General features: G+C 71.4%; 23 protein-coding genes and 1 pseudogene. 12 read left to right on the forward strand and 12 right to left on the reverse strand.

The features are described from left to right. Nucleotides 1-451 (reverse strand): annotated as a pseudogene (locus tag B7X32_RS03125) (EamA family transporter); the annotation flags it as partial. A gap of 38 nt (nucleotides 452-489) precedes the next feature. Here B7X32_RS03125 and B7X32_RS03130 point away from each other — a divergent pair. Then, nucleotides 490-1173: a hypothetical protein gene (locus B7X32_RS03130; RefSeq protein WP_292715882.1), complete on the forward strand. Its 684-nt coding sequence runs from the start codon at nucleotides 490-492 to the stop codon at nucleotides 1171-1173. Between the two features lie 34 nt (nucleotides 1174-1207). Here B7X32_RS03130 and B7X32_RS03135 read toward each other — a convergent pair whose 3' ends face one another. The 6 genes from B7X32_RS03135 to B7X32_RS03160 all read right to left on the reverse strand — a co-directional run bounded on the left by B7X32_RS03135 (nucleotide 1208) and on the right by B7X32_RS03160 (nucleotide 8031). Beyond that, the gene (locus tag B7X32_RS03135) at nucleotides 1208-2365 is read right to left on the reverse strand and encodes an alcohol dehydrogenase catalytic domain-containing protein (protein ID WP_292715884.1); all 1158 of its coding nucleotides are present in this window, start codon (nucleotides 2363-2365) and stop codon (nucleotides 1208-1210) included. A 1-nt stretch (nucleotide 2366) separates the two neighbouring features. Further along, on the reverse strand, nucleotides 2367-3089 hold the full coding sequence (locus B7X32_RS03140; protein WP_292715886.1) for a phosphonatase-like hydrolase: 723 nt from the start codon (nucleotides 3087-3089) through the stop codon (nucleotides 2367-2369). Beyond that, a complete protein-coding gene (locus tag B7X32_RS03145) occupies nucleotides 3086-4339 on the reverse strand; it encodes a TIGR03364 family FAD-dependent oxidoreductase (protein WP_292715889.1) in 1254 nt (417 codons plus the stop codon). The genes B7X32_RS03140 and B7X32_RS03145 overlap by 4 nt, the downstream gene beginning before the upstream one ends. Next, a complete protein-coding gene (gene phnE, locus B7X32_RS03150; protein WP_292715892.1) occupies nucleotides 4336-6075 on the reverse strand; it encodes a phosphonate ABC transporter, permease protein PhnE in 1740 nt (579 codons plus the stop codon). Before phnE ends, B7X32_RS03145 begins: the two co-directional genes overlap by 4 nt. After that, nucleotides 6072-6923, reverse strand: coding sequence for a phosphonate ABC transporter ATP-binding protein (phnC, locus tag B7X32_RS03155; protein ID WP_292715895.1), 852 nt, complete (start codon nucleotides 6921-6923; stop codon nucleotides 6072-6074). Before phnC ends, phnE begins: the two co-directional genes overlap by 4 nt. 181 nt (nucleotides 6924-7104) lie before the next feature. Continuing rightward, a complete protein-coding gene (locus B7X32_RS03160) occupies nucleotides 7105-8031 on the reverse strand; it encodes a phosphate/phosphite/phosphonate ABC transporter substrate-binding protein (protein WP_292715897.1) in 927 nt (308 codons plus the stop codon). 174 nt (nucleotides 8032-8205) lie between these two features. Between B7X32_RS03160 and B7X32_RS03165 the strand changes: the two genes are divergently transcribed. Continuing rightward, on the forward strand, nucleotides 8206-8952 hold the full coding sequence (locus B7X32_RS03165; RefSeq protein ID WP_292715899.1) for a GntR family transcriptional regulator: 747 nt from the start codon (nucleotides 8206-8208) through the stop codon (nucleotides 8950-8952). A gap of 37 nt (nucleotides 8953-8989) precedes the next feature. Here B7X32_RS03165 and B7X32_RS03170 read toward each other — a convergent pair whose 3' ends face one another. Then, a complete protein-coding gene (locus B7X32_RS03170; RefSeq protein WP_292715901.1) occupies nucleotides 8990-9874 on the reverse strand; it encodes an EamA family transporter in 885 nt (294 codons plus the stop codon). 272 nt (nucleotides 9875-10146) lie between these two features. Here B7X32_RS03170 and B7X32_RS03175 point away from each other — a divergent pair, with 272 nt between their 5' ends. The 3 genes from B7X32_RS03175 (at nucleotide 10147) to B7X32_RS03185 (ending at nucleotide 13306) form a co-directional block, all read left to right on the forward strand. After that, nucleotides 10147-11445: an HNH endonuclease signature motif containing protein gene (locus B7X32_RS03175; protein WP_292715904.1), complete on the forward strand. Its 1299-nt coding sequence runs from the start codon at nucleotides 10147-10149 to the stop codon at nucleotides 11443-11445. 159 nt (nucleotides 11446-11604) lie between these two features. Then, nucleotides 11605-12465 (forward strand): tryptophan 2,3-dioxygenase, encoded by an 861-nt coding sequence (kynA, locus tag B7X32_RS03180; RefSeq protein ID WP_292715907.1) that lies wholly within the window; start codon nucleotides 11605-11607, stop codon nucleotides 12463-12465. 4 nt (nucleotides 12466-12469) lie between these two features. Continuing rightward, complete coding sequence (locus B7X32_RS03185) at nucleotides 12470-13306, forward strand: hydrolase (RefSeq protein WP_292715910.1); 837 nt, start codon at nucleotides 12470-12472, stop codon at nucleotides 13304-13306. 86 nt (nucleotides 13307-13392) lie between these two features. Here the strand turns inward: B7X32_RS03185 and B7X32_RS03190 are convergent, their stop codons facing one another. Both B7X32_RS03190 and B7X32_RS03195 read right to left on the reverse strand, forming a co-directional pair. Continuing rightward, complete coding sequence (locus tag B7X32_RS03190; protein WP_292715913.1) at nucleotides 13393-14016, reverse strand: histidine phosphatase family protein; 624 nt, start codon at nucleotides 14014-14016, stop codon at nucleotides 13393-13395. 4 nt (nucleotides 14017-14020) lie between these two features. Next, on the reverse strand, nucleotides 14021-14416 hold the full coding sequence (locus B7X32_RS03195; protein ID WP_219844965.1) for a DUF5684 domain-containing protein: 396 nt from the start codon (nucleotides 14414-14416) through the stop codon (nucleotides 14021-14023). 129 nt (nucleotides 14417-14545) lie between these two features. Between B7X32_RS03195 and aspS the strand changes: the two genes are divergently transcribed. Continuing rightward, nucleotides 14546-16360 (forward strand): aspartate--tRNA ligase, encoded by a 1815-nt coding sequence (gene aspS / locus B7X32_RS03200; RefSeq protein WP_292715918.1) that lies wholly within the window; start codon nucleotides 14546-14548, stop codon nucleotides 16358-16360. A 7-nt stretch (nucleotides 16361-16367) separates the two neighbouring features. Further along, the gene (locus B7X32_RS03205) at nucleotides 16368-16895 is read left to right on the forward strand and encodes a GNAT family N-acetyltransferase (protein WP_292715923.1); all 528 of its coding nucleotides are present in this window, start codon (nucleotides 16368-16370) and stop codon (nucleotides 16893-16895) included. A 156-nt stretch (nucleotides 16896-17051) separates the two neighbouring features. Here B7X32_RS03205 and B7X32_RS03210 read toward each other — a convergent pair whose 3' ends face one another. After that, nucleotides 17052-17513, reverse strand: a complete 462-nt coding sequence (locus tag B7X32_RS03210) for a hypothetical protein (RefSeq protein WP_292715926.1) — start codon at nucleotides 17511-17513, stop codon at nucleotides 17052-17054. Nucleotides 17514-17730: 217 nt separating this feature from the next. Between B7X32_RS03210 and B7X32_RS03215 the strand changes: the two genes are divergently transcribed. From B7X32_RS03215 to B7X32_RS03230, 4 genes are read left to right on the forward strand one after another with little or no spacing between them, the layout of a single operon-like run. Beyond that, nucleotides 17731-18876 carry an extracellular solute-binding protein gene (locus tag B7X32_RS03215; protein ID WP_292715929.1) on the forward strand — a complete coding sequence of 382 codons (1146 nt, stop codon included), beginning with the start codon at nucleotides 17731-17733 and terminating at the stop codon, nucleotides 18874-18876. Continuing rightward, complete coding sequence (locus B7X32_RS03220) at nucleotides 18873-19823, forward strand: ABC transporter permease (protein WP_292715932.1); 951 nt, start codon at nucleotides 18873-18875, stop codon at nucleotides 19821-19823. The genes B7X32_RS03215 and B7X32_RS03220 overlap by 4 nt, the downstream gene beginning before the upstream one ends. Beyond that, nucleotides 19820-20617, forward strand: coding sequence for an ABC transporter permease subunit (locus B7X32_RS03225; protein WP_292715935.1), 798 nt, complete (start codon nucleotides 19820-19822; stop codon nucleotides 20615-20617). The genes B7X32_RS03220 and B7X32_RS03225 overlap by 4 nt, the downstream gene beginning before the upstream one ends. Next, the gene (locus B7X32_RS03230; protein ID WP_292715937.1) at nucleotides 20614-21699 is read left to right on the forward strand and encodes an ABC transporter ATP-binding protein; all 1086 of its coding nucleotides are present in this window, start codon (nucleotides 20614-20616) and stop codon (nucleotides 21697-21699) included. Before B7X32_RS03225 ends, B7X32_RS03230 begins: the two co-directional genes overlap by 4 nt. 45 nt (nucleotides 21700-21744) lie before the next feature. On the opposite strand, the gene B7X32_RS03235 is transcribed toward B7X32_RS03230, so the two are convergent. Then, nucleotides 21745-22740: an alpha/beta hydrolase-fold protein gene (locus B7X32_RS03235; protein WP_292715940.1), complete on the reverse strand. Its 996-nt coding sequence runs from the start codon at nucleotides 22738-22740 to the stop codon at nucleotides 21745-21747. 163 nt (nucleotides 22741-22903) lie between these two features. Here B7X32_RS03235 and B7X32_RS03240 point away from each other — a divergent pair, with 163 nt between their 5' ends. After that, nucleotides 22904-23086, forward strand: coding sequence for a YegP family protein (locus tag B7X32_RS03240; protein ID WP_292715943.1), 183 nt, complete (start codon nucleotides 22904-22906; stop codon nucleotides 23084-23086). Nucleotides 23087-23102: the final 16 nt, after the last annotated feature.

Below are 23102 nucleotides of genomic sequence, written 5' to 3' on the forward strand. Positions count from 1 at the left end.
CCCCCACCGGGTCGAGCGCGACCGCGCCCGTCAGCCCGTCGAGTCCGAGCAGGGCCATCCCGACGAGCGCGACGCCGACCCAGACCGCATCGGCCAGGCGTCGGGTGAGCAGTGCGGCGAGCACGAGCGGCCCGAGGAATTCGATCGCGACGGCCGGTCCGATCGGAATACGGTCGATCGCCGCGTAGAAGCTGCCGTTCATGGCGGCGAGCGAGACGCCGAACAGCACCGCGGCCGTCCACTGCGCGCGGTTCCACCGCCGCAGCCGGGGGCGGGCGATGACCATCACCACGATCGCGGCGATGAGCACGCGCAGCGCGGTCACGCCCCAGGACCCGAGGGCCGGGAAGATCGTCGTCGCCACCGCCGCGCCGAACGGCAGGGACAGGCAGGATCCGACGACCAGCAGCACACCGAGAGCGGGCTGCTGCCGCGGTTCCTGGGAGTTCACCCCTCAAGCCTGGCACGGCCAGGTTTAGCGTGTGGACCATGACCTCGCCCCGCGTTCCGAGCGTGCTGATCCTGCTGGGCGGCATGGTGCTCGCCGTCGCCCTGGCGCCGATCCTCATCCTTCCCGTACGGGAGCAGCTGCACGTGAACTGCCACTACGGGACCATGGGCGAGGGCGCCGGATCCTGGATGTGCGCCGATGGCATCGGCTACCTCATGCCGGGGGCCGGGATCCTCGTCGGTTCGATCCTCGCGCTTCTCCTCGCCCTTCTCGTCGTGCTGCTGTCCGCGCGCGTCGCACCCCGCGACGCGGCGACGACGGCACGCATCCTGGCTCCCGCGCCCGTGCTGTGGGTCGGTCTCGTCACGGGGTCGACGGCGCTGCGCAGCGACCCTCTGCCGCCGCAGAGCAGCTGGCCTGCGCTGTGGTGGGAGACGATCGGGATCGCGGTGATGATCAGTGCGGCGGGCGCCGTGCTGCTGGCCCTCGCGACCACCTCCGGAGCCGCGAGCCGCTCGGGGGCGGGCAGGGGCTCAGGGCTCGGCGGTCGACGAGCTCTTCCCGTGGTCGGCGCGGCGATCGGAGCGGTGCTGCTCGTCGCCGGCGGCCTGCTGCAGCCCGGTCTGATGCACGCTGCGGCGGCGTCGGGCGCGCTCATCGCGGTCGCCTGGATCGTCCGACTCTTTCCCCACGCGGAGCAGCCGGGCCTCCGCACCGCGTGAGCCCGGTGTCTCTCCCCGGTGCGTCCGCCCCTCCTCAGCGCGGCGTGAGACCGACCCGCAGCGGCGCCCCCGGAGCGGCCGCCTGAACGAGGGCGGTGTCGACCGCGGCGAGCGGATGCACGGCTCCGACGGCGTCGGCGAACGGGTGCGCGCGTCCGCGGCCGGCCATGAAGGCGGCCGCGGCGTGCAGCTCCGCACCGGTGTAGTTGTGCACCCCGGCCACGGTCACGAGTCCCCGGACGATGCGCTCCGCGTCGAGCGGCACCGGATCCGCGGGGAACACGCTGCCCAGCAGCACCACGGCGCCGCCCACGTCGACGGCGTCCAGCGCCGCCCGCACGGCGTGCCCCGAGGCCTCGATCACCAGGTCGAAGCCCTCCTCCGCGACGTCGTCCGGGCTGATGGCGGTCAGCGCGAACCGCTCGGCGAACGCACGCCGGGCAGGGTCCGGATCCGCGATCTGCACGCGCCCGCCCAGCTCCGCGGCGATCACCGCGGCGGTCAGCCCCACGAGCCCCGCACCGAGCACGAGAACGCGCTCGCAGGCGAGCACCTCCGCGTCCTCCCCCGCGGACGGAGACGGATCCGGCACCGCACGGCCCCGCAGCGCGGCCCCGCGCACGACGCCGGCCCAGGCGGTCGCCGTGGCGCACGAGACCGGTGCGAGCGCCGCGGCCGGCAGCGCCTCCGGCACGCGCACGATCCCGGTGCCCGCGCGCAGGTGCACATGCCCGGCGAAGCCGCCGGTGAGCTCCCACCGCGGTTCGATGCGCGCGTGCCCGTACTTCGCGAGCTGCCGGCACTTCTGGGTGCGCCCCACGAGGCAGCGGTCGCAGTGCCCGCACGAGACCGTCACCGACCAGACCACGCGGTCGCCGATGTGCAGCGCCGCGCCGTCGACCGCGCGTGCGCCCTCGTCGCCGATCGCGATGATCCGCCCGACGCTCTCGTGCCCGAGCACGAGGGGCGTCGGCGCGTGCCGGCGGCCCTGCACGGTGTGGATGTCGGATCCGCAGATCGTCGACATCTCCACCGCGACCAGTACGTCGTGGGGCGCGAGCGCGACGCCGGGCACGGCGAGCACCTCGTGCGGGAGCCCGACGCCGAGCCAGGCCATCGCGACGGCGGCGGGCCGCAGCGGCACGTCGTGCCGGTGCACCTCTTCTGCGGGGCGGACCAGCGCCGCGCGCATGTCAGTCGGCCGCGATCGGCGCGAGAGCCGGGACGAGCCCGCGATCGGCGAGCACGCCGAGCAGGGCTGTGACGTCGGGCAGCACGGCATCGGGATCGGCGGTCTCGAGCGCGACGGCGTCATGCGCGCCGCTCAGCACCCCGGCCACGAAACCCGCGCCTGCCCTGCGGCCCGACTGCACGTCGCTGACCGTGTCGCCGGCGACCGCGACCGCCTGCACCGACGACGCCCCGGCGCGCAGCACCGCGGTGAGCACGAGGTCGGGGGCGGGACGCCCGCGGCCCGCGTCGACCGGGCTCAGCACGCCGTCGACGAGGTCGTGCCAGCCCAGCGCGTCCAGGAGCGCATCGCGGGTGACCGGGGCGAACCCGGTGGTCAGCCAGACCTTCAGGCCGGCGTCGCGCAGGGCGCGGATGGCGTCGGCCGCGCCGGGGATCTCCGTCGCGCCCTGCTCCGCCACGATCTCGGCGTAGGCGGCCTCGAACTGCGCCGTGGCGCGCTCCGCGGCCTCGACGTCGCCGTCGGCGAGATGCGTGAAGACGTCGATCTTGGACTGCCCCATCGTGTCGCGCACGTACTGCAGCGCCTCGTCCCAGCCGATCCGTGCGGCCACGCCGGTGCGCTCGGCCGCGCGCTGGAACGCCTGCTCCACGATGCCGTCGTCGAGCACGGTGGTCCCTGCCATGTCGAGCACGACCAGTTCGATCGGGGTGTGCGTGTTCATGCGTTCTCCTCCTGTGCGATGCCGCCGACGATGGCGGTCGTTCCTGCACCGCCGACGATGGCGGCCGTCTGTGTTCCGTCCACGACGGACGTATCGGCGTCCTCGGGTCCGGATCCGCCCCAGCCGAAGACGCGGGCGGTCTCGATCTCGGCGAGGCCGAGCCCCGTGGTCATCCCGATGCCGGTGGTCGCGGCGAGCGCGAGCACGCGCGGCGCCACCTCCTCGATGAGGAACTCCTCGGCGGCGGCCGCGTAGACGCCCTGCCAGCGCTCGAGCACGCGCATGCCCGCCACGTCGAAGAGCTCGCGCGCCTCGGCGAGGAACGCGTCGAACGCGGCCTCGGGCTGGAACGGATCCGGCTGGACGGCCTTGTGGTGCGAGTCGCCGAGCAGGAGCGTCCCGTCGGGCAGCTGCGTGTACATCTGGTTCAGATCGAGCGCGGCGAGCTCCGGACGTTCGGCGTGCAGCCGCTCGCGCAGGGCCGTCGCGGCGCCGAGGCCCGCGAACCGGCGATACCGCACGAGCGACCAGCCGGTGAGCAGGGGGGCCTGCAGCGGCGAGGGCAGATCGGCCGAGACGCGCATCATGTCCAGCGCGCAGCGGATCACCCCGGCGCGCTCGGCGAGAGCGGGCAGCAGCTGGTCGACGTCGTGGTTCACGGCCACGACCACGTCGCCCGCCACGATGTCGCCGCGGGTCGTGCGCACGAGCCCCGTCCCGACCTCGGTGACCGCGGTGCGGAAGCGGAACTCGACGCCGAGCGCGGCCAGATGCCGCACGATCGCGCCCGCGGCCTCCCGCGGGTTCACCTGCAGATCACCGGGCACGAGCGCGCCGCCGTGGACGACCTCGGCGCGAACAGGGGCGAGCGCGGTCACCTCGGCGGGCGAGAGCACGCGGATCCCGCCGTCCGCCTCGCTCTCCGCGCGGGCAGCCTCCTCCAGGAGCGTCCGCTCGTCCTCCGCCCTCGCCACGACGAGCGTGCCGCTCTCGCGCGCCCAGAACCCGGCCTCCGCGGCGAGGCGGAGCCAGATCCCCCGCGACGCCTCGCCATAGGTGCGCGCGGGTCCGTCCTGGGCGCCGATGCAGAGGTGGCCGAAGTTGCGGATCGTCGCGCCGACCGGCCGGTCAGTGCGGTCGACGACCACGACGCGCAGCCCGCGGCGCACGGCCGCATACGCCGCGCCGAGACCGACGATGCCGGATCCGACGACCGCGACGTCGAACCGATCCTGTGAGGAGATCGTCATCGGAAGACCCTCCGCATCCACATCGCGAGCCCTTCGACCACGAGCACCGTGGCGAGGATCATCAGCACGATCGCCGTGACCACCTCGTAGCGCGAACCCTGCCCCGCGTTCAGCAGGTAGTAGCCCACTCCGCCTCCGCCGACGATGCCGAGGATCGTCGCCGCGCGGATGTTCGTGTCGAGCATGTAGAAGCTGTGCCCGATGAGGGCGCGCGTGCCCTGCGGCACTGTCGCGGAGGCGTAGGTCTGGACCCGCGTCGCGCCGACCGCGCGGAGCGCGCGCTCCGGACCGCGGTCGACCTCCTCGAACGAGTCGGCGACGAGCTTGCCGAGCAGCCCGATGCCGCCGATCGCCAGCGCCACGATGCCCGCGGTCGCGCCGAGGCCGGTGACCACGATGAGCACGATCGCGAGGATCAGCTCCGGAATGCCGCGGATGCCGACGAGCAGGAACCGCGCGATGCCGCGGACGGTGCCGTTCGGGGCGACGTTGCGGGCGGCGAAGGATCCCAGCAGCAGCGAGGGCAGCAGCGTCAGCACGGTGGCGGCGAGCGCGATCGCGATCGTGTCCCGCATGGCGCCGAGCATGACGGAGGCGTCGTAGTTGCCGAAGTCGGGCGGCCAGAACTTCGCGGCCATCTCGGGGATCTTGGCCCACACCGTGATCAGGTCGCTCCACTGGATCTGGCACACGATGAGGCTGCCGATCACGATCGCGACGGCGACCCAGCCGGCGATCGTGTTGCGGCGGCGCTCGCGCGTCCACGGGCGGCGCACGGCCGCGGCGGGAGACGCCGCCCAGGCCGCCGGAGCCGTCCGCGCGGCGGCGGCGCCCGACTCCGCACGTCCGCGCAGGCGCGGGTGCAGGATCCGGTCGATCCACGAGCGCGTCTGCGCGGTCTCGCCGAGCATCGCGCCGCGCACCGCGCTCGAGACGATCTCCATCACGACGCAGAGGACGAAGATCACCAGGGCGATCCCGAGGCCTCGTCCGTAGTTGAGCGCCTTGAACGCGTAGGACATCTCGAGGCCAAGGCCCGCGACGCCGACGTAGCCGAGCACGACGCTGCCGCGCAGGTTGATGTCGTTGCGGTGCAGCACGGTCGCGACCCAGCTGGGCAGCACCTGGGGCAGCACGCCCGCGGTGAACTGCTGCAGCTTCGTGCCGCCGGCGGCACGGATCGCGAGACGAGGGCCCTCGTCGATCTGCTCGATCGCGTCGGCGAACATCTTCGAGATCATGCCGATCGAGTGGATCCCGATCGCGAGGATGCCGGGCAGCGTGCCCAGCGAGAACATGAGCACGAACGCCATGGCCAGCACGACGTCGGGGATCGAGCGGGTGAGCACGCCGATGAACCGGGCGATCCCGCGCCAGACCGGCCCCGGCGTGGTGTTCGCGGCGGCGAGGTAGGCGATCGGCACCGAGAGCGCGGCGGCGACGAGCGTGCCGACCAGCACCAGGCCCACGGTGAGCGCGATCAGCCAGAGCAGGTCGAGCGGCGCGGGGAAGGTGAGCGCGCCCACGCGGGTCATGAAGCGCTGCGCGTTGCCCCAGCTCTGGAAGACGCCGGCGAGTGAGAAGCCGCTCTGCACGAGCGAGGCGATGCCGAGCACGACGAGCACGATGAGGGTGAGCGCCGCTGCGATCCGCTCCGGCGACACCCGGCGCTTCGGCGCGCGCGACAGGAGGCCGCCGACGTAGCCCTCGCGACGGGGAGCGGCGACGACGGTCACGAGCGCGCCCCGGAGGGCGCGGCGGGCGTCGCGATGCCCTGCTCGATGAGCTCGGTCGTCACCGCGGTGAGGTCGGCGGTGGTCGTCGCGACCCGGCCGTAGATCTCCATGACCTCGGCCTTGCTGAGGCCGGTCGTGGAGGTGTTCAGCACGACCTCGCCGTGACGCAGGCCCACGATGCGGTCGGCCCAGCTGATCGCCAGGTCGACCTGGTGCAGGCTGCACACCACGGTGAGACCCTGATCGGCGGCGATCTCGCGGATGAGCGCCATGACCTGGTCGCTCGACTCTGGGTCGAGCGAGGCGACGGGCTCGTCGGCGAGCAGGATCTCGGGACGCTGCATGAGTGCGCGGGCGATGGCCACGCGCTGCTGCTGACCGCCGGAGAGGGTGTCGCTGCGCTGGTAGGCCCGGTCGAGCAGCCCCACGCGCTCGAGGTGGCCGAGGGCGCGCAGCTTCGCGTCCTTCGAGTAGCCCCAGAGGCCGAGGCGCGGCCCGCGCACGGACGAGAGCGATCCGGTCAGCACGTTCTCCAGCACGGTGAGCGAGGGCACCAGCTCGAACTGCTGGAAGATGAAGCCGACTCGGCTGCGAAGGCTGCGGAGCGCCTTGCCCTTGAGCGCAGGGACGGAGGATCCGAGCACCTCGACGCTGCCGGAGGTCGGCGTCTCCAGCCCGTCGAGGTGCCGCAGCAGGGTCGACTTGCCGGATCCGGAGAGTCCGAGGAGCACGACGATCTCGCCGCGCGCGACCTCGAGGTCCGCGCCCTTGAGCGCGGTGGTGGCGCCGAACTGCTTGGTGACGCCGGCGAGGCGGATGACCGGCTCGGACGAGGCGGGGGTGCTCATGGTGTTTGCGCTCCTGGTTGTGAACGGGGTCGTTGAGCGAGGACGCCGGAACGGCGACCGTCCTTCGTCTCGCTGCGCTCGCTCAGGAACCGACGTGTGTGCCGGTCCCTGAGCGAGGAGCGCAGCGACGAGACGAAGGGCGCTCGCTCGACGACCCCGTTCGGGGACGTGATCGGTCAGATCACTTCTTGCACTGATCGGCCTTGGTCTTGTCGCAGATGTCGCGGATGATGTCGTAGTACTTGTCGTCGACCGGCTTGGTCGCGTAGAAGGTCGCCTTGAACGCGTCGCTGTCCGCGTTCTTGACGCCGGACTTCACGATGTCGTCGATCGTGATCTCCTTGAGCGCGGTCACGACCTTGTCGGCGGTCTCCTTCGGCAGGGCCGAGTTGTAGACCAGCGGGGCGCCGGGGACCATCGTCTTGTCGACGACGGTGACCTTGTCGCTCTTGGCGACCTCGGAGTCCTCGGCGAAGCCCGCCTCGCACTCGGTGCCCTCGCCGACCTTCTGCACGCTGACGTCGTGCTTGCCCGCGAAGACCGGCGAGACGCCCGTCTTCGGGTCGATGCCGTCCTTGAGCAGGTTGTAGCTCGGGAAGAGGTAGCCCGAGGTCGAGGACGGGTCGACGAAGCAGACCTTCTTGCCCGTGAAGTCCTTGATCGAGGTGATCGAGGATCCCTTCGGCACGATCGCCTCGGAGTAGTAGCCGGGCTCCTGGCCCTGCTTGGTGACGATCGAGGAGATCGGGGTCAGCTTGGCGCCGGCGTTGGTGGCGGTGATGTAGGTGAAGCCGGAGAACGAGGCGACGTCGACCTTGCCGGCGACGGCGGCCTCGATGAGCGCGGCGTAGTCGGTCGACTCGTGGTACTCGACCTTCTTGCCGGTCTCCTTGGCGAGGTAGTCCATGAGCGGCTGGTAGTTGGTCTGGGTGTCGACCGAGTCGGGCACGACGCCGAAGACGAGGGTGTTCGCGTCGACGGCGTAGCCGCCGTTCGCGGCAGCGGGCGCGTCGGTGCCGGTGGCGGCACCGGCGGTGCCGGAACACGCGGCCAGGCCGAGGGCGAGCACGGCGGCGCCGGCTGCGACGGTGAGAGCGCGAAGCTTCATGAGGACCTTTCGGGTTTCAGGTGCGGAGGGAATCCTCGAAGACTCTCTCAAGCCCGCCGTCGAGATGTATACCTAACTCGGCACTGTTCCCCGACTGTTCACCCGGGATTCTCCTGAGTGAACACCATAGGAACAGGGGTGCGCCCGATCGGAACGACCAAGTAGTATGCCTATGTGCCCGAGGTTGTCTACACCCAGATCGCCGACGATCTGCGCGCCCTGATCACGGCGGGACGGTTGCGTCCGGGCGACGCCGTGCCGACCGAGGCCGAGCTCGCGGAACGCTGGAGCACCTCGCGCGGGCCGATCAGGAACGCCCTCGCCGCCCTCCGTGCCGAGGGGCTCATCGAGACCGCGCGCGGGCGGCCCGCGCGCGTCGTCGAGCGCAAGGCGACCCAGGCCGTCGACGTGTCCGTGCCGTTCACCCGCTGGGCCCGCGAACTGGGCGCCCGTCCCGGCGCGCGCACGCAGGAGCTGAGCCTGCGCCGCGCGGGGGCCGAGAAGGCGCAGGCGCTCGGCGTGGATCCCGGCGACACGATCGTGAGCGTGGTCCGGCTCCGCTTCCTCGATGACCGCCCCACGATGCTGGAGCGGCTGTTCTACACCGAGGAGGTCGGCCGGCTGCTGTTCGCGGTCGACACCGATGCGATCTCGATCACCGAGTTCCTGGGCTCGCAGGGCCACCCGATCGTGGGCCTGCAGCACGAGATCGACGCGGTCGCGGCCGACGAGCAGGACGCGGCGCTGCTGCAGGTCCCTCTGGGCACGCCGATCCTGCGCCTCACCCGCACTTCACGCGGCGCCGACGGCCGCATCTTCGAGGCCAGCGAGGACCGCTACCTCTCCAGCATCGTGCGCTTCACGGTGTCCGGATCCGGCATCTCCCCCGACGGCCAGTACCTCCGCGCCGTCGGCGGCTGAGCCCCCGGCCCCTGAGCCTGTCGAAGGGGACCATCGCTCACACCGCGAGCAGCGCGATCCCGGCGACGACGACCGCCGCGGCGCCGACCCGCCAGACCGGGCGGCCCTCGCGCAGCACGAACGCCCCGAACAGGCTGACCAGCACCACGCTCACCTCCCGCAGCGGCGCGACGAGCGCGACGGGGGCGATCGTGATCGCCTGCAGCACGAGGATGTACGACAGCGGCGAGAGGATCCCAAAGGCGACGATCCGGCGCCACTCGGCGCGCCACAGCACCGCGGCGGCGGGCCACCGGCGGCGCATCGCGGCGGAGTAGTACACCGCCTGCATCCCGGAGGTGCCGACCATGAACGCGACGGGCGAGAGCGAGAACGAGCGCACGACGAACGCGTCCCAGATCGTGTAGAGCGCGATCGCGACGCCGGTGAGCACGCCGAACAGCAGCCCGGGATCGATCCTCCGGCGATCACCGACCCCGGCGTCGAGGCGCACGGCGCCCGCCCGGTCCACGAACCCGATCGCGACGATCCCGACGATCACCACCGCCACCCCGACCAGCGCGAGCGGCGTGGGGCGCTCGCCGAACAGCAGCATCGCGATGATGACCGACAGGAACGGACCCGTGCCGCGCGCGGTCGCGTAGACCGTGGAGAGGTTGCCGACGCGATACCCGTGCTGCAGCACGGCCATGTACGCGACGTGGAGCACGCTCGAGACGAGCACGCCGAGCACGAAGCCGCCGAGGTCGTCGGTTCCGAGGCCGCCGGTGAACGGCACCACTCCGATCCAGAGGGCCGTGCTCGCGACGGCGCCCCACCAGAGGAACGGGAGCCCCGCGCGGCTGATGCCGTGCGCGAGCACGTTCCAGCCCGCATGTGCGACGGCGGCGGAGAAGACGAGGACGAATGCGAGAAGCGACATGGGAACCTTCGGTCCGCCGCGGGCGCGACGGACGTGGTTCCTCCAGGCTTTTGTCCGTTCAGATGACGCCAGGCCCACGAAGGCCCGACGTGGCGCCGCTCGGACCAGTCGGGCGGACCCCGGAACCCTAGGCGCTGTCGAACCTCAGCCTAGCCGCGCGCTCCGACCCTGTGGAGACGCGGTGCGATCGATAAGACACATATACGACACTGGTTATCCACAGATGCCGATTTCACCCTCATAGTGTCGGTGCTGCGTTCTAGGCTGAAAGCATGGCATCCGCCCCAGATCACACGCTCCGCCGCAGCGCGGCGCTGGTCGAGGAGTGCGCGGAGATCGACCGCGAGATCGCCCGCCTGCACGCCAGGAAGGCGGGGAAGCTCTCCGAACGGGTGCGGCTGCTCCTCGATGAGATCCGGCCGGGGCAGGCGGGCTTCGAGCAGGCCGAGCGCTCCATGATCGGCGAGTTCTCCGCGGGGCTGCGGATCACCGCCTACGCCGCGGCGAAGCTGCTCTCCAACGCGCACACGCTGCAGGAGCGCCTCCCCGGCACGCGCGAGGCTCTCGCCGCCGGTGCGCTCACGCTGGCGCACGCCGACGTGATCGTCGAGGCTGCGCGCGACCTCCCCGCCGGGGACGACGCCGTGGCGACCGCCTATGAGACGGCGGTCGTCCCCTACGCGTCCGCCGAGACCCGCGCACGCACGAAGGCCTTCGCCGAGAGCGTCGTCGCCGCCCTCGCGCCCGCGACCGTGCAGGAGCAGCACGATCGCGCACAGGACGAGCGCGTCGTCTCCGTGACCGATGAGGGGCGCGGACAGGCGACCCTGCACGTCACAGGCCCCGCCGTGCTCATCCACGCCGTCTACGACCGCGTCACCCAGGAGGGCCACGCGATCCTCCGTGCGGCGAAGCAGGGCGGAGCGGGCTCCGGCCCCCTGGGCGACGCGCGAACCCTGGACCAGGTGCGCTGCGACCGGATCCTGCTGCAGCTGCTCACCGGCCGCATCGACCACGACGCCGACATCCTCGACAGCATCCGCCCGACGGTGCAGGTCACCGTCAGCGCCGCCACTCTCGCCGGGATCGACGACCGCCTCGCCGAACTCGACGGTCACGGCCCGACGGACCCGGAAACCGCACGCGACCTCGCCGCCTCCGCCGCCTCCTGGCGACGCCTGCACCTCGACGACGCGGGGATGATCACCCGCACCACCGCCTACCAGCCCACCGAGGCGATGAGACGCCACCTCCGCGCCCGCGACCGCACCTGCCGGTTCCCCGGTTGCCGCAGACCCGCACGACGATGCGAGATCGATCACACCTACGACCACGCCCGCGGCGGACCCACCGCGATCACGAACCTCGCCTGTCTCTGCGCCACGCACCATGCCCTCAAGCACCCGGACGTCGACGCGAGGTGGCGCTGGACCGCGCGACAGCGCCGGGACGGCACCATCGTCTGGACCACTCCCGCCGGCGTCGAATACTCCGACACGCCACCGCCCCGCGTCATGTTCATGGAGCAGGTCACGACCGAAGGGGACTCCGTCTCGACGGCGGCCGCATGAACCCGGGCGAGACATCGGGCGAGGCCCTTGCCTACACACTCCTCGGGCCGAGGACAAGTCCACCGCGGCGAATCGTGGCGCGGAGCGATGGCTGCGATCACAGACGCCTCCGAAGCACCGATGAAATACTGGACGTGTTCAACGACAAGGAGGTCGCCCGTGCCGGACAACACGACCGCGAACGAGCGAGCGCTCGAAGAGGGCATCGTCACCGATCTGAAGGACCGGATGACCTACGGGTCGTACCTCGATCTGGATCGGCTTCTCAGCGCGCAGCACCCGGTCAGCGTCCCGGAGCACCACGACGAGATGCTGTTCATCATCCAGCACCAGACCACCGAGCTGTGGCTGAAACTCGTGCTGCACGAACTCGGCACCGCGCGCGACCGGCTCGCCGAAGACGACCTGCGCTCCGCGCTCAAGCACATGGCCCGCGTGAAGCACATCCAGGAGGTGCTCACGCAGCAGTGGTCGGTGCTGGCGACGCTCACCCCCACGGAGTACGCGGAGTTCCGCGGCGACCTCGGCAACTCCTCGGGCTTCCAGTCCGTGCAGTACCGCGCCGTCGAGTTCGCGCTCGGCAACAAGAACGAGCGGATGCTGAGCGTGTTCCGCTCCCACCCCGAGAACCTCGCGATGCTCACGGCCGAGTTCGAGCGCCCGACCCTGTACGACGAGTTCCTGCGGTTCGCCGCACGCCGCGGACTGCCCGTCCCGACGGAGATCCTCGACCGCGACGTGCGCCAGCCGTACCGGATGCACGACTCGCTCGTGCCCGTGCTCACCGAGATCTACGAGAATCCCCACGACCACTGGGACCTGTACGAGGCGTGCGAAGAGCTCGTCGACGTCGAGGACAACTTCCAGTTCTGGCGCTTCCGCCACCTGCGCACGGTGACCAGGACGATCGGGCGCAAGATCGGCACGGGCGGGTCCAGCGGCGTCGACTTCCTGCAGCGCGCCCTCGATCTGACATTCTTCCCCGAGCTGTACGCGGTGCGCACCGAGATCGGGCAGTGACGGCGTGAGCGTGACGGACGGCACGGTGATCGGCGGGTTCACGGACCACCACGTGCATCTGCAGCTCGTGGATCCGGCGCGCCTGTCGAGCGGGCTGCTCGGCCGCGTGCTGGATCTCGGATCCGCTCCCGCAGCGGTCGCGGCCCTCGCCGCGGACCCGCCGGGCGGCATCGCGATCTCGTTCGCGGGCGCGTTCCTGACCCCGGTCGGCGGGTACCCCTCCGACCGGAGCTGGGCGCCGGAGGGATCCTTCCGCGAGATCGTCGACGTCGACGCCGCGGAGGCCGCCGTCGCCGAGATGAAGGCCGCCGGCGCTTCGGTGATCAAGGTCGCCAGCAACAGCACGGCGGGGCCGGTGTTCGGCGACGACCTGCTCCAGGCCATCGTGCGCATCGCCGACCGCCACGGACTGCCCGTGGTCGCGCACGCGGAGGGCCCCGGCGAGGCGCAGCGCATGCCGCGGCTCGGCGTCAGGGCGCTCGCGCACACCCCGTTCACCGAGCGGCTGAGCGATGCAGAGGTCTCCGCCCAGGCCGGGCGGATCGCCTGGATCTCCACGCTCGCGATCCACGAGGGCGAGTCCCGCGCGATCGCCGTCGACAACCTGCGCCGCTTCCACGCGCACGGCGGCACGGTCCGCTACGGGACCGATCTCGGCAACGGCGATCAGCCCGTCGGCCTGAACCCCGCCGAGGTCGATGCCCTGCGCGAGGCCGGCGTGCGCGGCGCCGCGCTGATCCGCGCCCTCGTCCCGGTCGCCGCGACCGCCGAGCGCCGGTTCCTGCTGCCCGCGCGCGACGCGGATCCGTTCGCCCTGGAACCCGTAGTGCGCGTGCACTGAACAACTCCGAATGCGGCGGCCGCCCCCGGTCGTTGAGCGAGCACGGCCGCAGGCCGAGCGAGACGAAACGCAGCAACCGCCGGGCGTCAGACGGCGCCCAGGTCGATCCCGGCCGCGGCCGGTTCCGCGTAGGCCACCTCGCGCCACACGTCGCCGACGCGCTCGAACGAGGTGACGCTCGACAGCGCGCAGCGGCGCGTCCGTGGATCGTGCCGCAGCGGCAGCCCCGCGACCGACAGGTGCGTGATCCAGATCGGTGCCTGGTGCGAGACGAACACCAGGTCGCCGCCCTCGGCCTCGTGCCAGGCCTCGTCCATGGCATCGCGCATGCGCGCGGCGACCGAGGAGTACGGCTCGCCCCAGCTCGGCACCGAGGGGCGCCGCAGGTGGCGCCAGTTCCACGGATTCATCAGCGAACGGCGCATCTGCGTGCCCTCGAACACGTTCCACGGCTCGATGATGCGCTCGTCGAGCACCGCATCGAGCCCGAAGGCCGCGGTGAAGGGCTCGGCCGATTCCTGCGTGCGCTCGAGCGGCGAGCACCGCAGTGCCGACACCGGACGGTCCATCGCCACGACATGGTCCGCGGCGGACTGCGCCATCCGCCGGCCCGCGTCGCTCAGGTGGTAGCCGGGCAGGCGTCCATACAGGATCCGGCCAGGGTTGAAGACCTCGCCGTGGCGGACGAGGTGCAGGCGCTCCGCCGTCATCCGATCAGACGCGGCGGTACTCGGCCGAGCCGAACCCGATGATGAAGTACCCGATGAACGAGAACAGCCAGAGCAGGAAGAACGAGAACACCCCGCCCTTGCCGAAGTTCTTGCCGAGCTTCACCGCCACCACGATCGCGAAGATGATGTTCACGAGAGGGATCAGGTACAGCAGCACGAGCCAGCCGCTCATCCCGGCGATCTTGATGAGGAAGATGAGGTTCACGATCGGGATGATCGCGAGGATGCCGGGGTGCCCGGCCTTCGTGAAGACGCGCCACAGCGCGATCGCGATGATGACGTAGAGGATCAGCGAGAAGGTGATGCCTGTGCCGGAGAAGATCGCGGCGTAGACGCCGCTGACGGCGTCGGTCGCATCGGACGCGTGGACGATGTTCATCTGCTGTGCCTTCCGGGCGGGGGATGAGGTCCACCGCAGTCTAGTGAGACGGAGCCGCCCACCACGAGGCCTCCCGCGCGTCCCCGTAGAATGGCCGGGATCCCTTTTCCCTAGTTGGAGGCGTATTCCGTGCTTCGCACCCACACGGCAGGCTCGCTGCGAGCCGAGCACATCGGTCAGACCATCACCCTTGCGGGGTGGGTCGATCGCCGTCGTGACCACGGAGGAGTCGCCTTCATCGATCTGCGGGACGGATCCGGCATCGCCCAGGTCGTCATCCGCGACGAGGAGATCGCGCACCCGCTGCGCAGCGAATTCGTGCTGCAGGTCACCGGTGAGGTGTCGCGCCGCCCCGCCGGCAACGAGAACCCGAACCTGCCCTCGGGCGAGATCGAGATCGTGGCGCAGGACGTCGTCGTGCTCAACGAGTCGGCGCCGCTGCCGTTCCAGGTCTCCTCGGGCCTCGCCGAGACCGACCCGGTCGGCGAGGACGTGCGCTTCAAGCACCGCTACCTCGACCTGCGCCGCCCCGCCGCGATCGCGCCGCTGCAGCTGCGCTCGAAGGTCTACAAGGCCCTGCGCGACGTGCTGCACGAGCGCGAGTTCGTCGAGGTCGAGACCCCGACGCTGACCCGCTCCACCCCGGAGGGCGCCCGCGACTTCGTCGTGCCCGCGCGCCTGCACCCCGGCAGCTGGTACGCCCTGCCGCAGAGCCCGCAGCTGTTCAAGCAGCTGCTCATGGTCGGCGGCGTCGAGAAGTACTTCCAGATCGCGCGCTGCTACCGCGACGAGGACTTCCGCGCCGACCGCCAGCCCGAGTTCACCCAGCTCGACATCGAGATGTCCTTCGTCGACCAGGAGGACGTCATCGAGATGATGGAGGCCGTCATCCGCGCGATGTGGGCCACCATTGGCGTCGAGGTGCAGACCCCGCTGCCGCGGATGACCTACGCCGACGCGATGGCGAAATACGGATCCGACAAGCCGGATCTGCGCTTCGGTCTCGAGCTCGTCGAGGCGACCGAGTACTTCTCCGAGACCACGTTCCGCGTCTTCCAGGCCGATTACGTGGGCGCGGTCGTCATGCCCGGCGGCGCCTCGCAGCCCCGCAAGGTGCTCGACGCGTGGCAGGACTGGGCCAAGCAGCGCGGCGCCCGCGGTCTCGCGTACGTCCTGTTCAACGAGGACGGCACGCTCGGCGGCCCGGTCGCGAAGAACCTCAGCGAGGCCGAGCAGGCGGGTCTCGCGGAGTTCGTCGGCGCGAAGCCGGGCGACTGCGCGTTCTTCGCCGCCGGATCCGTGAAGGACTGCCGCGCCCTGCTCGGCGCCGCGCGCGTCGAGATCGGCCGCCGCCTCGGCCTGCTCGACCCCGAGGTGTTCGCGTTCACCTGGGTCGTCGACGCCCCGATGTTCGAGCCCGCCGCGGATGCGGTCGCCTCGGGCGACGTCGCCGTCGGCGCCGGCGCCTGGACCGCCGTGCACCACGCCTTCACCGGGCCCAAGCCGGAGTTCGAGGCCACCTTCGACACCGACCCCGGATCCGCTCTCGCCTACGCGTACGACATCGTGTGCAACGGCTCCGAGCTCGGCGGCGGATCCATCCGCATCCACCGCGAGGACATCCAGAAGCGCGTCTTCGAGGTGATGGGTCTCTCCGACGAGATCGCGCAGGAGCAGTTCGGCTTCCTGCTCGACGCGTTCAAGTTCGGCGCCCCGCCGCACGGCGGCATCGCGCTCGGCATGGACCGCGTGCTGCAGCACCTGTCCAAGACCGACTCGATCCGCGAGGTCATCGCGTTCCCGAAGACCGGCAACGGCTTCGACCCGCTCACCGCCGCGCCCGCCCCGATCACCGCGGAGCAGCGCAAGGAGGCCGGCGTCGATGTCGCCCCGCCCGCCGAGACCCCCGAGCCGGCCGAGGCCGCCGCGCCCGTCGAGGCCTGAACCGCGCATGCTCACCGACCTCGCCCTCCCCGTTCCGCTCGACACGCGGATCGGGGAGGTCAGGCTGCGCCGCGCGCGCACCGAGGACACCGCCGCGATCGTCGCGCTGCTCGCCGATGACGCGATCAGCGCGGCGCGCGGCGACACCGCCTCCGACGACGACCTGCCCGCGTATGCCGCGGGCCTGGAGTCGGTGCTCGCCGACGACTCCAACGACCTCCTCGTCGCCGAGCACGACGGCCGGATCATCGGCACGTTCCAGCTCACCCGCATTCCGGGGATGTCCCGCCGCGGCTCGACCCGCCTGCTCGTCGAGGCGGTGCGGGTCCGTTCGGATCTGCGCTCCAGCGGCGTCGGATCCGCGCTCATGCGCTGGATCATGGACGTCGCGACCGCCGATCTGAGCAGCCCGCTGGTGCAGCTCACCTCGGATGCGCAGCGCGTCGAGGCGCACCGCTTCTACGAGCGCCTCGGCTTCGCCGGATCGCACAGGGGCTTCAAGTACAACGCGGAGACCGCCACCACCGGTCGTTGAGCGTTGCGCCCTCGACCGAACACGATCTTCCCCACCGGTCGTTGAGCGAGCACGGCCGCAGGCCGAGCGAGACGAAACGCGGCGCTCTCCCGAGATCGCCGCGTTTCGTCTCCGTCGCCTCCGGCGTCGTCGCTCAATGGCCGGAGGCGATCGGGGTCAGACGTCGTCCGGATCCGACAGGTCCTCGACCGCGACGGGGGTGCGGCCGGCGAACATGACGCCCACGCCGTATTCGTCGCCGATCTCGAGGCCGCACTCCGCAAAGCGCAACATCCAGGTGCCGTCCTGCCAGACCACGGCCTCCGGCGCACCGAACGGCGGCTCCGCCGCCGCGAGCCGCGCCCGATCGGCGTCGGACAGGTCGCCGCCCGGGCCCGCCAGCTCCTCCACGAGGTAGCCGATGGCGGCCTCGCTGAGCTCCGCGAACTCGGTCACGATCCCCTGGGCCGCCTCGAGCGCCTGCGCGCTGGGCTCCTCCGCGGGTTCGGCGATGATGCTCACGGTCCACCCGCCATCGCCGCCCTCGAGTCCCGCGGTCCAGCAGGCGATGTCGTCCGGGGCATCGATCCGGATCAGGGTGGCGCCGTCGAGCTCGATCGTCTCGGGAAGGGTGCTCATGCTCCGATCCAACCAGACCCGGACTGCTTCCACCCAGACTCGGCCCGTCTCCACCCAGAACCGGCGTGCTTCCACCCCGACCCGGCCTGTCTCCGACCGCCCTGGACCCGAACCGTTCATCCGGCATTCACCCCGGTCCGCCTGACCGGTAACTCGGCCGCCGTACATTCCCTCTCGACCCGACCCCGGCGGCAGCGCCGGACACCGAGAGGAAATCATGCTCATCAGCAACCGCCGTGCGCGCATCGGCGCCGGCATCGCGCTCGCGGCCAGCGCCGCGCTCCTGCTCTCCGCCTGCTCCGGATCCGCCTCCGCCGACCCGACCGGTTCGTCCGGCACCGGCGCGAAGGCCGCGACGGCCACCTCCCTCAAGGACTTCGGCTCCCTGGCCGACCTCGAGAAGGCGGCAGAGGCCGAGGGCAAGCTCAACGTGATCGCGCTCCCCCACGACTGGGCCAACTACGGCGAGATCCTCGCCGCCTTCACGAAGAAGTACCCGAAGATCACGATCAGCGAGGCCTCCCCCGACGCGTCGAGCGCCGAGGAGATCCAGGCCGCCAAGACGAACGACGGCCTGGACACCGCTCCCGACGTGTTCGACCTCGGCCTCACCGTGACACTGCAGAACACGGACAAGTTCGCCGCCTACAAGGTGGAGAAGTGGGACGAGATCCCGACCCAGCTCAAGGACAAGGACGGCCTGTTCACCGGCGACTACGGCGGGTACATGTCGATCGGCTACGACTCCTCCAAGTTCCCGGAGCCGAAGAGCCTCGACGACCTGAAGAAGTCCGAGTACAAGGGCGCCGTCGCGCTCAACGGTGACCCGACGCAGGCCGGGGCGGCGTTCGCCGCCGTCGGACTCGCGACCGTGCAGTCCGGCGGGAAGCTCGACGACTACCAGAAGGGAATCGACTTCTTCGCCGCCCTGCAGAAGGCCGGGAACCTGCTCAAGGTCGACGTCACCACGGCGACCGTCGCGAGCGGCGAGACCCCCGTCGTCTTCGACTGGGACTACCTGAACGCCGCCCACACCAAGGACAACAAGAACTGGAAGACGGTCGTCCTGCCCGGCACGGGCTACGCCGGGTACTACAACCAGGCGATCAACAAGGCCGCCCCGCACCCGGCCGCCGCGCGCCTGTGGCAGGAGTTCCTCTACAGCGACGAGGGCCAGAACCTCTGGCTCAAGGGCGGCGCGCGCCCCGTCCGCATGGACGCCATGACCAAGGCCGGCACGGTCGACAAGACGCTCGCCGCGGCGCTGCCCACCGCGCCGAAGGAGACCGTCGTGCCGACCGAGGCGCAGAGCACCGCCGCCGGCAAGCTGCTCGGCGAGAAGTGGGCCGCGGCCGTCCAGTGACCACCGACACCACCGCGGCTCCCGCCGCACCCCGTGCCGGGTCGGAGCCTCGCGCTTCGGCCCGGCCCGGGTCGGGTGGCGCGCCCTTCGCGGCGCGCCTGTCCCGAGGCCTCGCCGCGGTCGGGCTCGTCCCGTTCGCGGCATACCTGCTGCTGTTCCTCGTGCTGCCCACGATCCTCGCGGTCGCCACCGGGTTCTTCACCCGGGACGGCTCCTTCACCCTGAGCAACGTCTCGGCCCTCTGGGATCCGACGGTGCTGCTCACGTTCGCGAACTCCGCGGGACTCTCGCTGCTCACCGCGGCGGTCGGCGCCCTCCTCGGCGCCCTCGTCTGCTACGCCCTGCTCGGCATGAACCCCTCCGGCGGGGTGCGCACCGTGATCGACGCCGCCTCCGGCGTGCTCGCGCAGACCGGCGGCGTGATGCTCGCGTTCATGTTCATCGCGACGCTGGGACTCCGCGGCGTCCTGACCGAGCTGCTCAAGAGCACCCTCGGGATCGACCTGTTCGCCCGCGGTCCGTGGATCTACGAGCTTCCCGGCCTGATCCTCCCCTACCTGTACTTCCAGATCCCCCTCATGGTCATCACGTTCATGCCCGCCCTCTCGGCGCTGAAGCCGCAGTGGGCCGAGGCCAACCTCACGCTCGGCGGGACCCGCGCGAGCTTCTGGCTCCGGATCGGGATCCCCGTGCTCGCCCCGGCCTTCCTCGCAAGCTTCCTGCTGCTGTTCGCGAACGCGTTCTCCTCGTACGCGACCGCGGCCGCCTTGGCGAGCCAGGGCTCGCAGATCGTGCCCCTGCAGATCCGCGCCGCGCTCACGAGCGAGACCGTGCTGGGCCGGGAGAACCTCGCCGGTGCGCTCGCGCTCGGCATGATCGTCGTCGTCGGGATCGTCATGTGGCTCTACTCGCTGGTCCAGCGCCGGGCAGCGAGGTGGCAGGCATGAACCGGCTCGCCCCGTCCTCGCTCACCCGCTGGATCATCGGGATCCTGATCGGCCTCTTCTTCCTCATCCCCCTGGTCGCGACGCTCGCCTACACGTTCCGCGGCGAGGACGGCGGCTTCACCGTCTCGCACTGGGCCGCCCTCGGCGATCCCGCCAAGGCGGCGGTCTATCAGCCGATCTGGACCGGGCTCGGGAACTCGCTGATCCTCGCGGCCGTCACGGTGCTCATCGTGCTGCTCGTGCTCACGCCGACGATGATCCTGGTGAACCTGCGCTTCCCGCGGCTGCGCCCGGCCTTCGAGTTCGTCGTGCTGCTGCCCATCTCGATCCCGGCGATCGTGCTCGTGGTCGGCCTCACCCCGATCTACCTGCAGATCGGCCGCTCGTTCGGCACCGGCGCCTGGACCCTCGCGTTCGCCTACGGCATCACCGTGCTGCCGTTCGCGTACCGGTCCATCCAGGCGTCGATCGACGCGGTCGACATGACCACCCTCGCCGAGGCGGCCCGCTCCCTGGGCGCCGGATGGGGCACGGTCGTGCTGCGCGTGCTCGCGCCGAACCTGCGCCAGGGCCTGCTGGCCGCGTCCCTCCTGTCCATCGCGGTCGTGCTCGGCGAGTTCACGATCGCCTCGCTGCTGAACCGCGACGTGCTGCAGACCGCCCTCGTGGTCGTGCAGAAGCAGGACGGCTGGGCCCCGGCGATGTTCGCCCTGATGGCGCTGACGTTCAGCTTCCTCCTGCTCCTCATCATCGGAAGGGCCGCTCGCGGCCGGTCCGGAAAGGCCGACTCATGAGCGACATCGCGCTCCCCCGCACTGCGGACAACTCCCTGCTCGCGGACCGCTCCGACGGCACCCGCGTGCAGTTCGACGGCATCGTCAAGAGCTACGGCCGCACGCAGGTCCTGCACGGGATCGACCTCGACATCGCGCCCGGCGAGTTCGTCTCGCTGCTCGGTCCCTCCGGCTGCGGCAAGACCACTCTGCTGCGCGTGCTGGCAGGACTCGAGGACGCCGACGGCGGCGCCGTGCTGCTGGGCGGCAAGGACGTGTCCGGCGTCCCGACGAACAAGCGCGACCTGGGCATGGTGTTCCAGTCCTACTCGCTGTTCCCGCATCTGCGCGTGGTGGACAACACCGCGTTCGGACTCCGCCGACGCAGGGTGGCCACGGCCGAGGCCCGGCGCCGCGCGCTGGACGCACTGGCGCTGGTCGGGCTCGAGGCGCACGCCGACAAGTACCCGCACCAGCTCTCCGGCGGCCAGCAGCAGCGCGTCGCGCTCGCGCGGGCGCTCGTGACCGAGCCCAGGGTGCTGCTGCTGGACGAGCCGCTCTCGGCGCTGGACGCCAAGGTGCGCGTCCAGCTGCGCGACGAGATCCGTCGGCTGCAGCTGCGGCTCGGCATCACGACCGTCTTCGTCACGCACGACCAGGAGGAGGCGCTCAGCGTCTCCGACCGGATCGCGGTCATGAACGCGGGCCGGATCGATCAGATCGGCACGCCGGAGGAGCTCTACCTGCGCCCCGCGACGGCGCACGTCGCCGCGTTCGTCGGCCTGTCCAGCGTCGTGCGCGGGCTCGCCGACGGTGCGACGGTGCGCGTCTGGGGCGCCGAGATCCCGCTGCAGCTGCCAGCGACCGGCGAGGTCGACGTGCTCCTGCGCCCCGAGAACGTGCGGCTGGTCGATCCCGTCGGAGCCGCCGTGACCGGGACGGTCGAGGAGAGCATGTTCCTCGGGAGCATGCGGCGCACGCTCGTGCGCACCGAGGACGGCCTGCTCGTGCGCGTGCAGCACTCAGCGCGGACCCACCCGCAGTACGGCGATCTCGTCGGGCTCGCGGTCGACCCGGAGCCCGTGGCGGTGCGGTCGCAGTGAGACGGGCGCGCTGAGCGCGCCGGCGCGCTCAGCCGCCCTGTGCGCTCAGCCGCCCTGCGGGGCGAGGCCGAGGTGCGGGAACAGGGCGCCGAACGTCACCCGCAGCCCCTCCGGGAGGGATCCGACGTGATCCTCGCCCTGGATCGTGAACACCCGCGTCTCGAAGCCCGCCTGCTCCGTGATCTGCGCGGACAGCTGCACCTGCTCCGTGAAGAACGCGTCCTGGTCGCCGGCGGCGAACAGGGCGACGTGGCCGTCGAACCGACCGGCGTTCTGCGCGGCCCTGGCGGCGGGCTTCGCCGCGTCATAGGCGCTCTGATCGCCGTCGAACACCTGCTGCAGCACCTCGTCCGGGAACTCGGTGCCCTGATACGACTCCCCCGCGATGCTCACGATGCCGCCCCACAGCCCGGGATCCGCGACGCCCCAGTCCAGCGCGCATCCGCCGCCGTTCGAGAATCCCGCGATCGTCCACGCCTGCGGACTCGGCTGCACCCGCAGGTGGCTGCGCGCCCAGGCGGGGATGTCCTGCGTGAAGTACGTCTCCACGCCGCCGTACGCGGCGGAGTCGACGCAGGCCGGGTTGCCGTCCTCCGAGCCGAGCTGATCCGCCACGATCACGATCGGGGCGAGCCCGTGGTGCGCGGCGGCGAGCCGGTCCATCGCATCCGCGACGAACGACGGGTCCGGATCCCCCGGCTCCCCCATCATGAACACCACCAGCGGCAGCGCGGGCGGATCCGGCACGAGCGCGGCGGGAGGCCGGTAGAGCGAGGCGTCCCTCGGGGCGAAGCCCGCGGACGAGGGGATACGCTCCTCCCCCGTGAGCAGGGTCACCGTGCCTTCCGACGGCAGGTCGGCGGGCGGCGTCCAGGTCTCGAAGAGCGGCATCACGGCGCCCGCGGCCGTGGCGTGCGCCGCACCGGGGACCGGCGACCATGGTCGGCCGATCACGCCGAGCACGACGGCCAGCGCCCCGACCACGAGGAGGACGACGAGCACACCGGCGCGGCTCCGGGCGCGCGCTGTGGAAGAGGACATCCCGCACTCGCCTCCTGACCTGCGTGGGCCCATCGTAACGACGCCAGGCGCGGCACTCCCCGACGCACAGGAAACACATGACCGCGCTTCTCGACGCCCGCTCCGCGGCCCCGCTAGTTTGAGCGTGGGGCGAGGGCCGCCCCGCGGTTCCGGGAGGAGCACCATGGCAGGCAAGTTCGAACTCTACGAGGACAAGAGCGGCAAGTGGCGGTTCCGCCTCAAGGCCGGCAACGGCGAGATCATCGCCAGCGGCCAGAGCTATTCGTCGAAGTCGGGTGCGCTGAACGGCATCGAATCGATCCGCCGCAACGCCGCGGACGCCGAGGTCGTCGAGACCGAGGACTGAGCAGGCATCGCGGAGG

This window comes from Microbacterium sp. 13-71-7 (assembly GCF_002257455.1).
Classification (GTDB): domain Bacteria; phylum Actinomycetota; class Actinomycetes; order Actinomycetales; family Microbacteriaceae; genus Microbacterium.

Bases quoted from the DNA above. Each gene is read 5' to 3' on its own strand.
- B7X32_RS03215 (WP_292715929.1), top strand. From the start codon at position 17,731: ATGCTCATCAGCAACCGCCGTGCGCGCATCGGCGCCGGCATCGCGCTC.
- B7X32_RS03135 (WP_292715884.1), bottom strand. From the start codon at position 2,365: ATGCGCGCGGCGCTGGTCCGCCCCGCAGAAGAGGTGCACCGGCACGAC.
- B7X32_RS03170 (WP_292715901.1), bottom strand. From the start codon at position 9,874: ATGTCGCTTCTCGCATTCGTCCTCGTCTTCTCCGCCGCCGTCGCACAT.
- B7X32_RS03190 (WP_292715913.1), bottom strand. From the start codon at position 14,016: ATGACGGCGGAGCGCCTGCACCTCGTCCGCCACGGCGAGGTCTTCAAC.
- B7X32_RS03235 (WP_292715940.1), bottom strand. From the start codon at position 22,740: ATGTCCTCTTCCACAGCGCGCGCCCGGAGCCGCGCCGGTGTGCTCGTC.
- B7X32_RS03145 (WP_292715889.1), bottom strand. From the start codon at position 4,339: ATGACGATCTCCTCACAGGATCGGTTCGACGTCGCGGTCGTCGGATCC.
- B7X32_RS03175 (WP_292715904.1), top strand. From the start codon at position 10,147: ATGGCATCCGCCCCAGATCACACGCTCCGCCGCAGCGCGGCGCTGGTC.
- B7X32_RS03205 (WP_292715923.1), top strand. From the start codon at position 16,368: ATGCTCACCGACCTCGCCCTCCCCGTTCCGCTCGACACGCGGATCGGG.
- B7X32_RS03225 (WP_292715935.1), top strand. From the start codon at position 19,820: ATGAACCGGCTCGCCCCGTCCTCGCTCACCCGCTGGATCATCGGGATC.
- B7X32_RS03160 (WP_292715897.1), bottom strand. From the start codon at position 8,031: ATGAAGCTTCGCGCTCTCACCGTCGCAGCCGGCGCCGCCGTGCTCGCC.
- B7X32_RS03210 (WP_292715926.1), bottom strand. From the start codon at position 17,513: ATGAGCACCCTTCCCGAGACGATCGAGCTCGACGGCGCCACCCTGATC.
- B7X32_RS03240 (WP_292715943.1), top strand. From the start codon at position 22,904: ATGGCAGGCAAGTTCGAACTCTACGAGGACAAGAGCGGCAAGTGGCGG.
- B7X32_RS03140 (WP_292715886.1), bottom strand. From the start codon at position 3,089: ATGAACACGCACACCCCGATCGAACTGGTCGTGCTCGACATGGCAGGG.
- B7X32_RS03230 (WP_292715937.1), top strand. From the start codon at position 20,614: ATGAGCGACATCGCGCTCCCCCGCACTGCGGACAACTCCCTGCTCGCG.
- B7X32_RS03130 (WP_292715882.1), top strand. From the start codon at position 490: ATGACCTCGCCCCGCGTTCCGAGCGTGCTGATCCTGCTGGGCGGCATG.
- phnC (WP_292715895.1), bottom strand. From the start codon at position 6,923: ATGAGCACCCCCGCCTCGTCCGAGCCGGTCATCCGCCTCGCCGGCGTC.
- B7X32_RS03195 (WP_219844965.1), bottom strand. From the start codon at position 14,416: ATGAACATCGTCCACGCGTCCGATGCGACCGACGCCGTCAGCGGCGTC.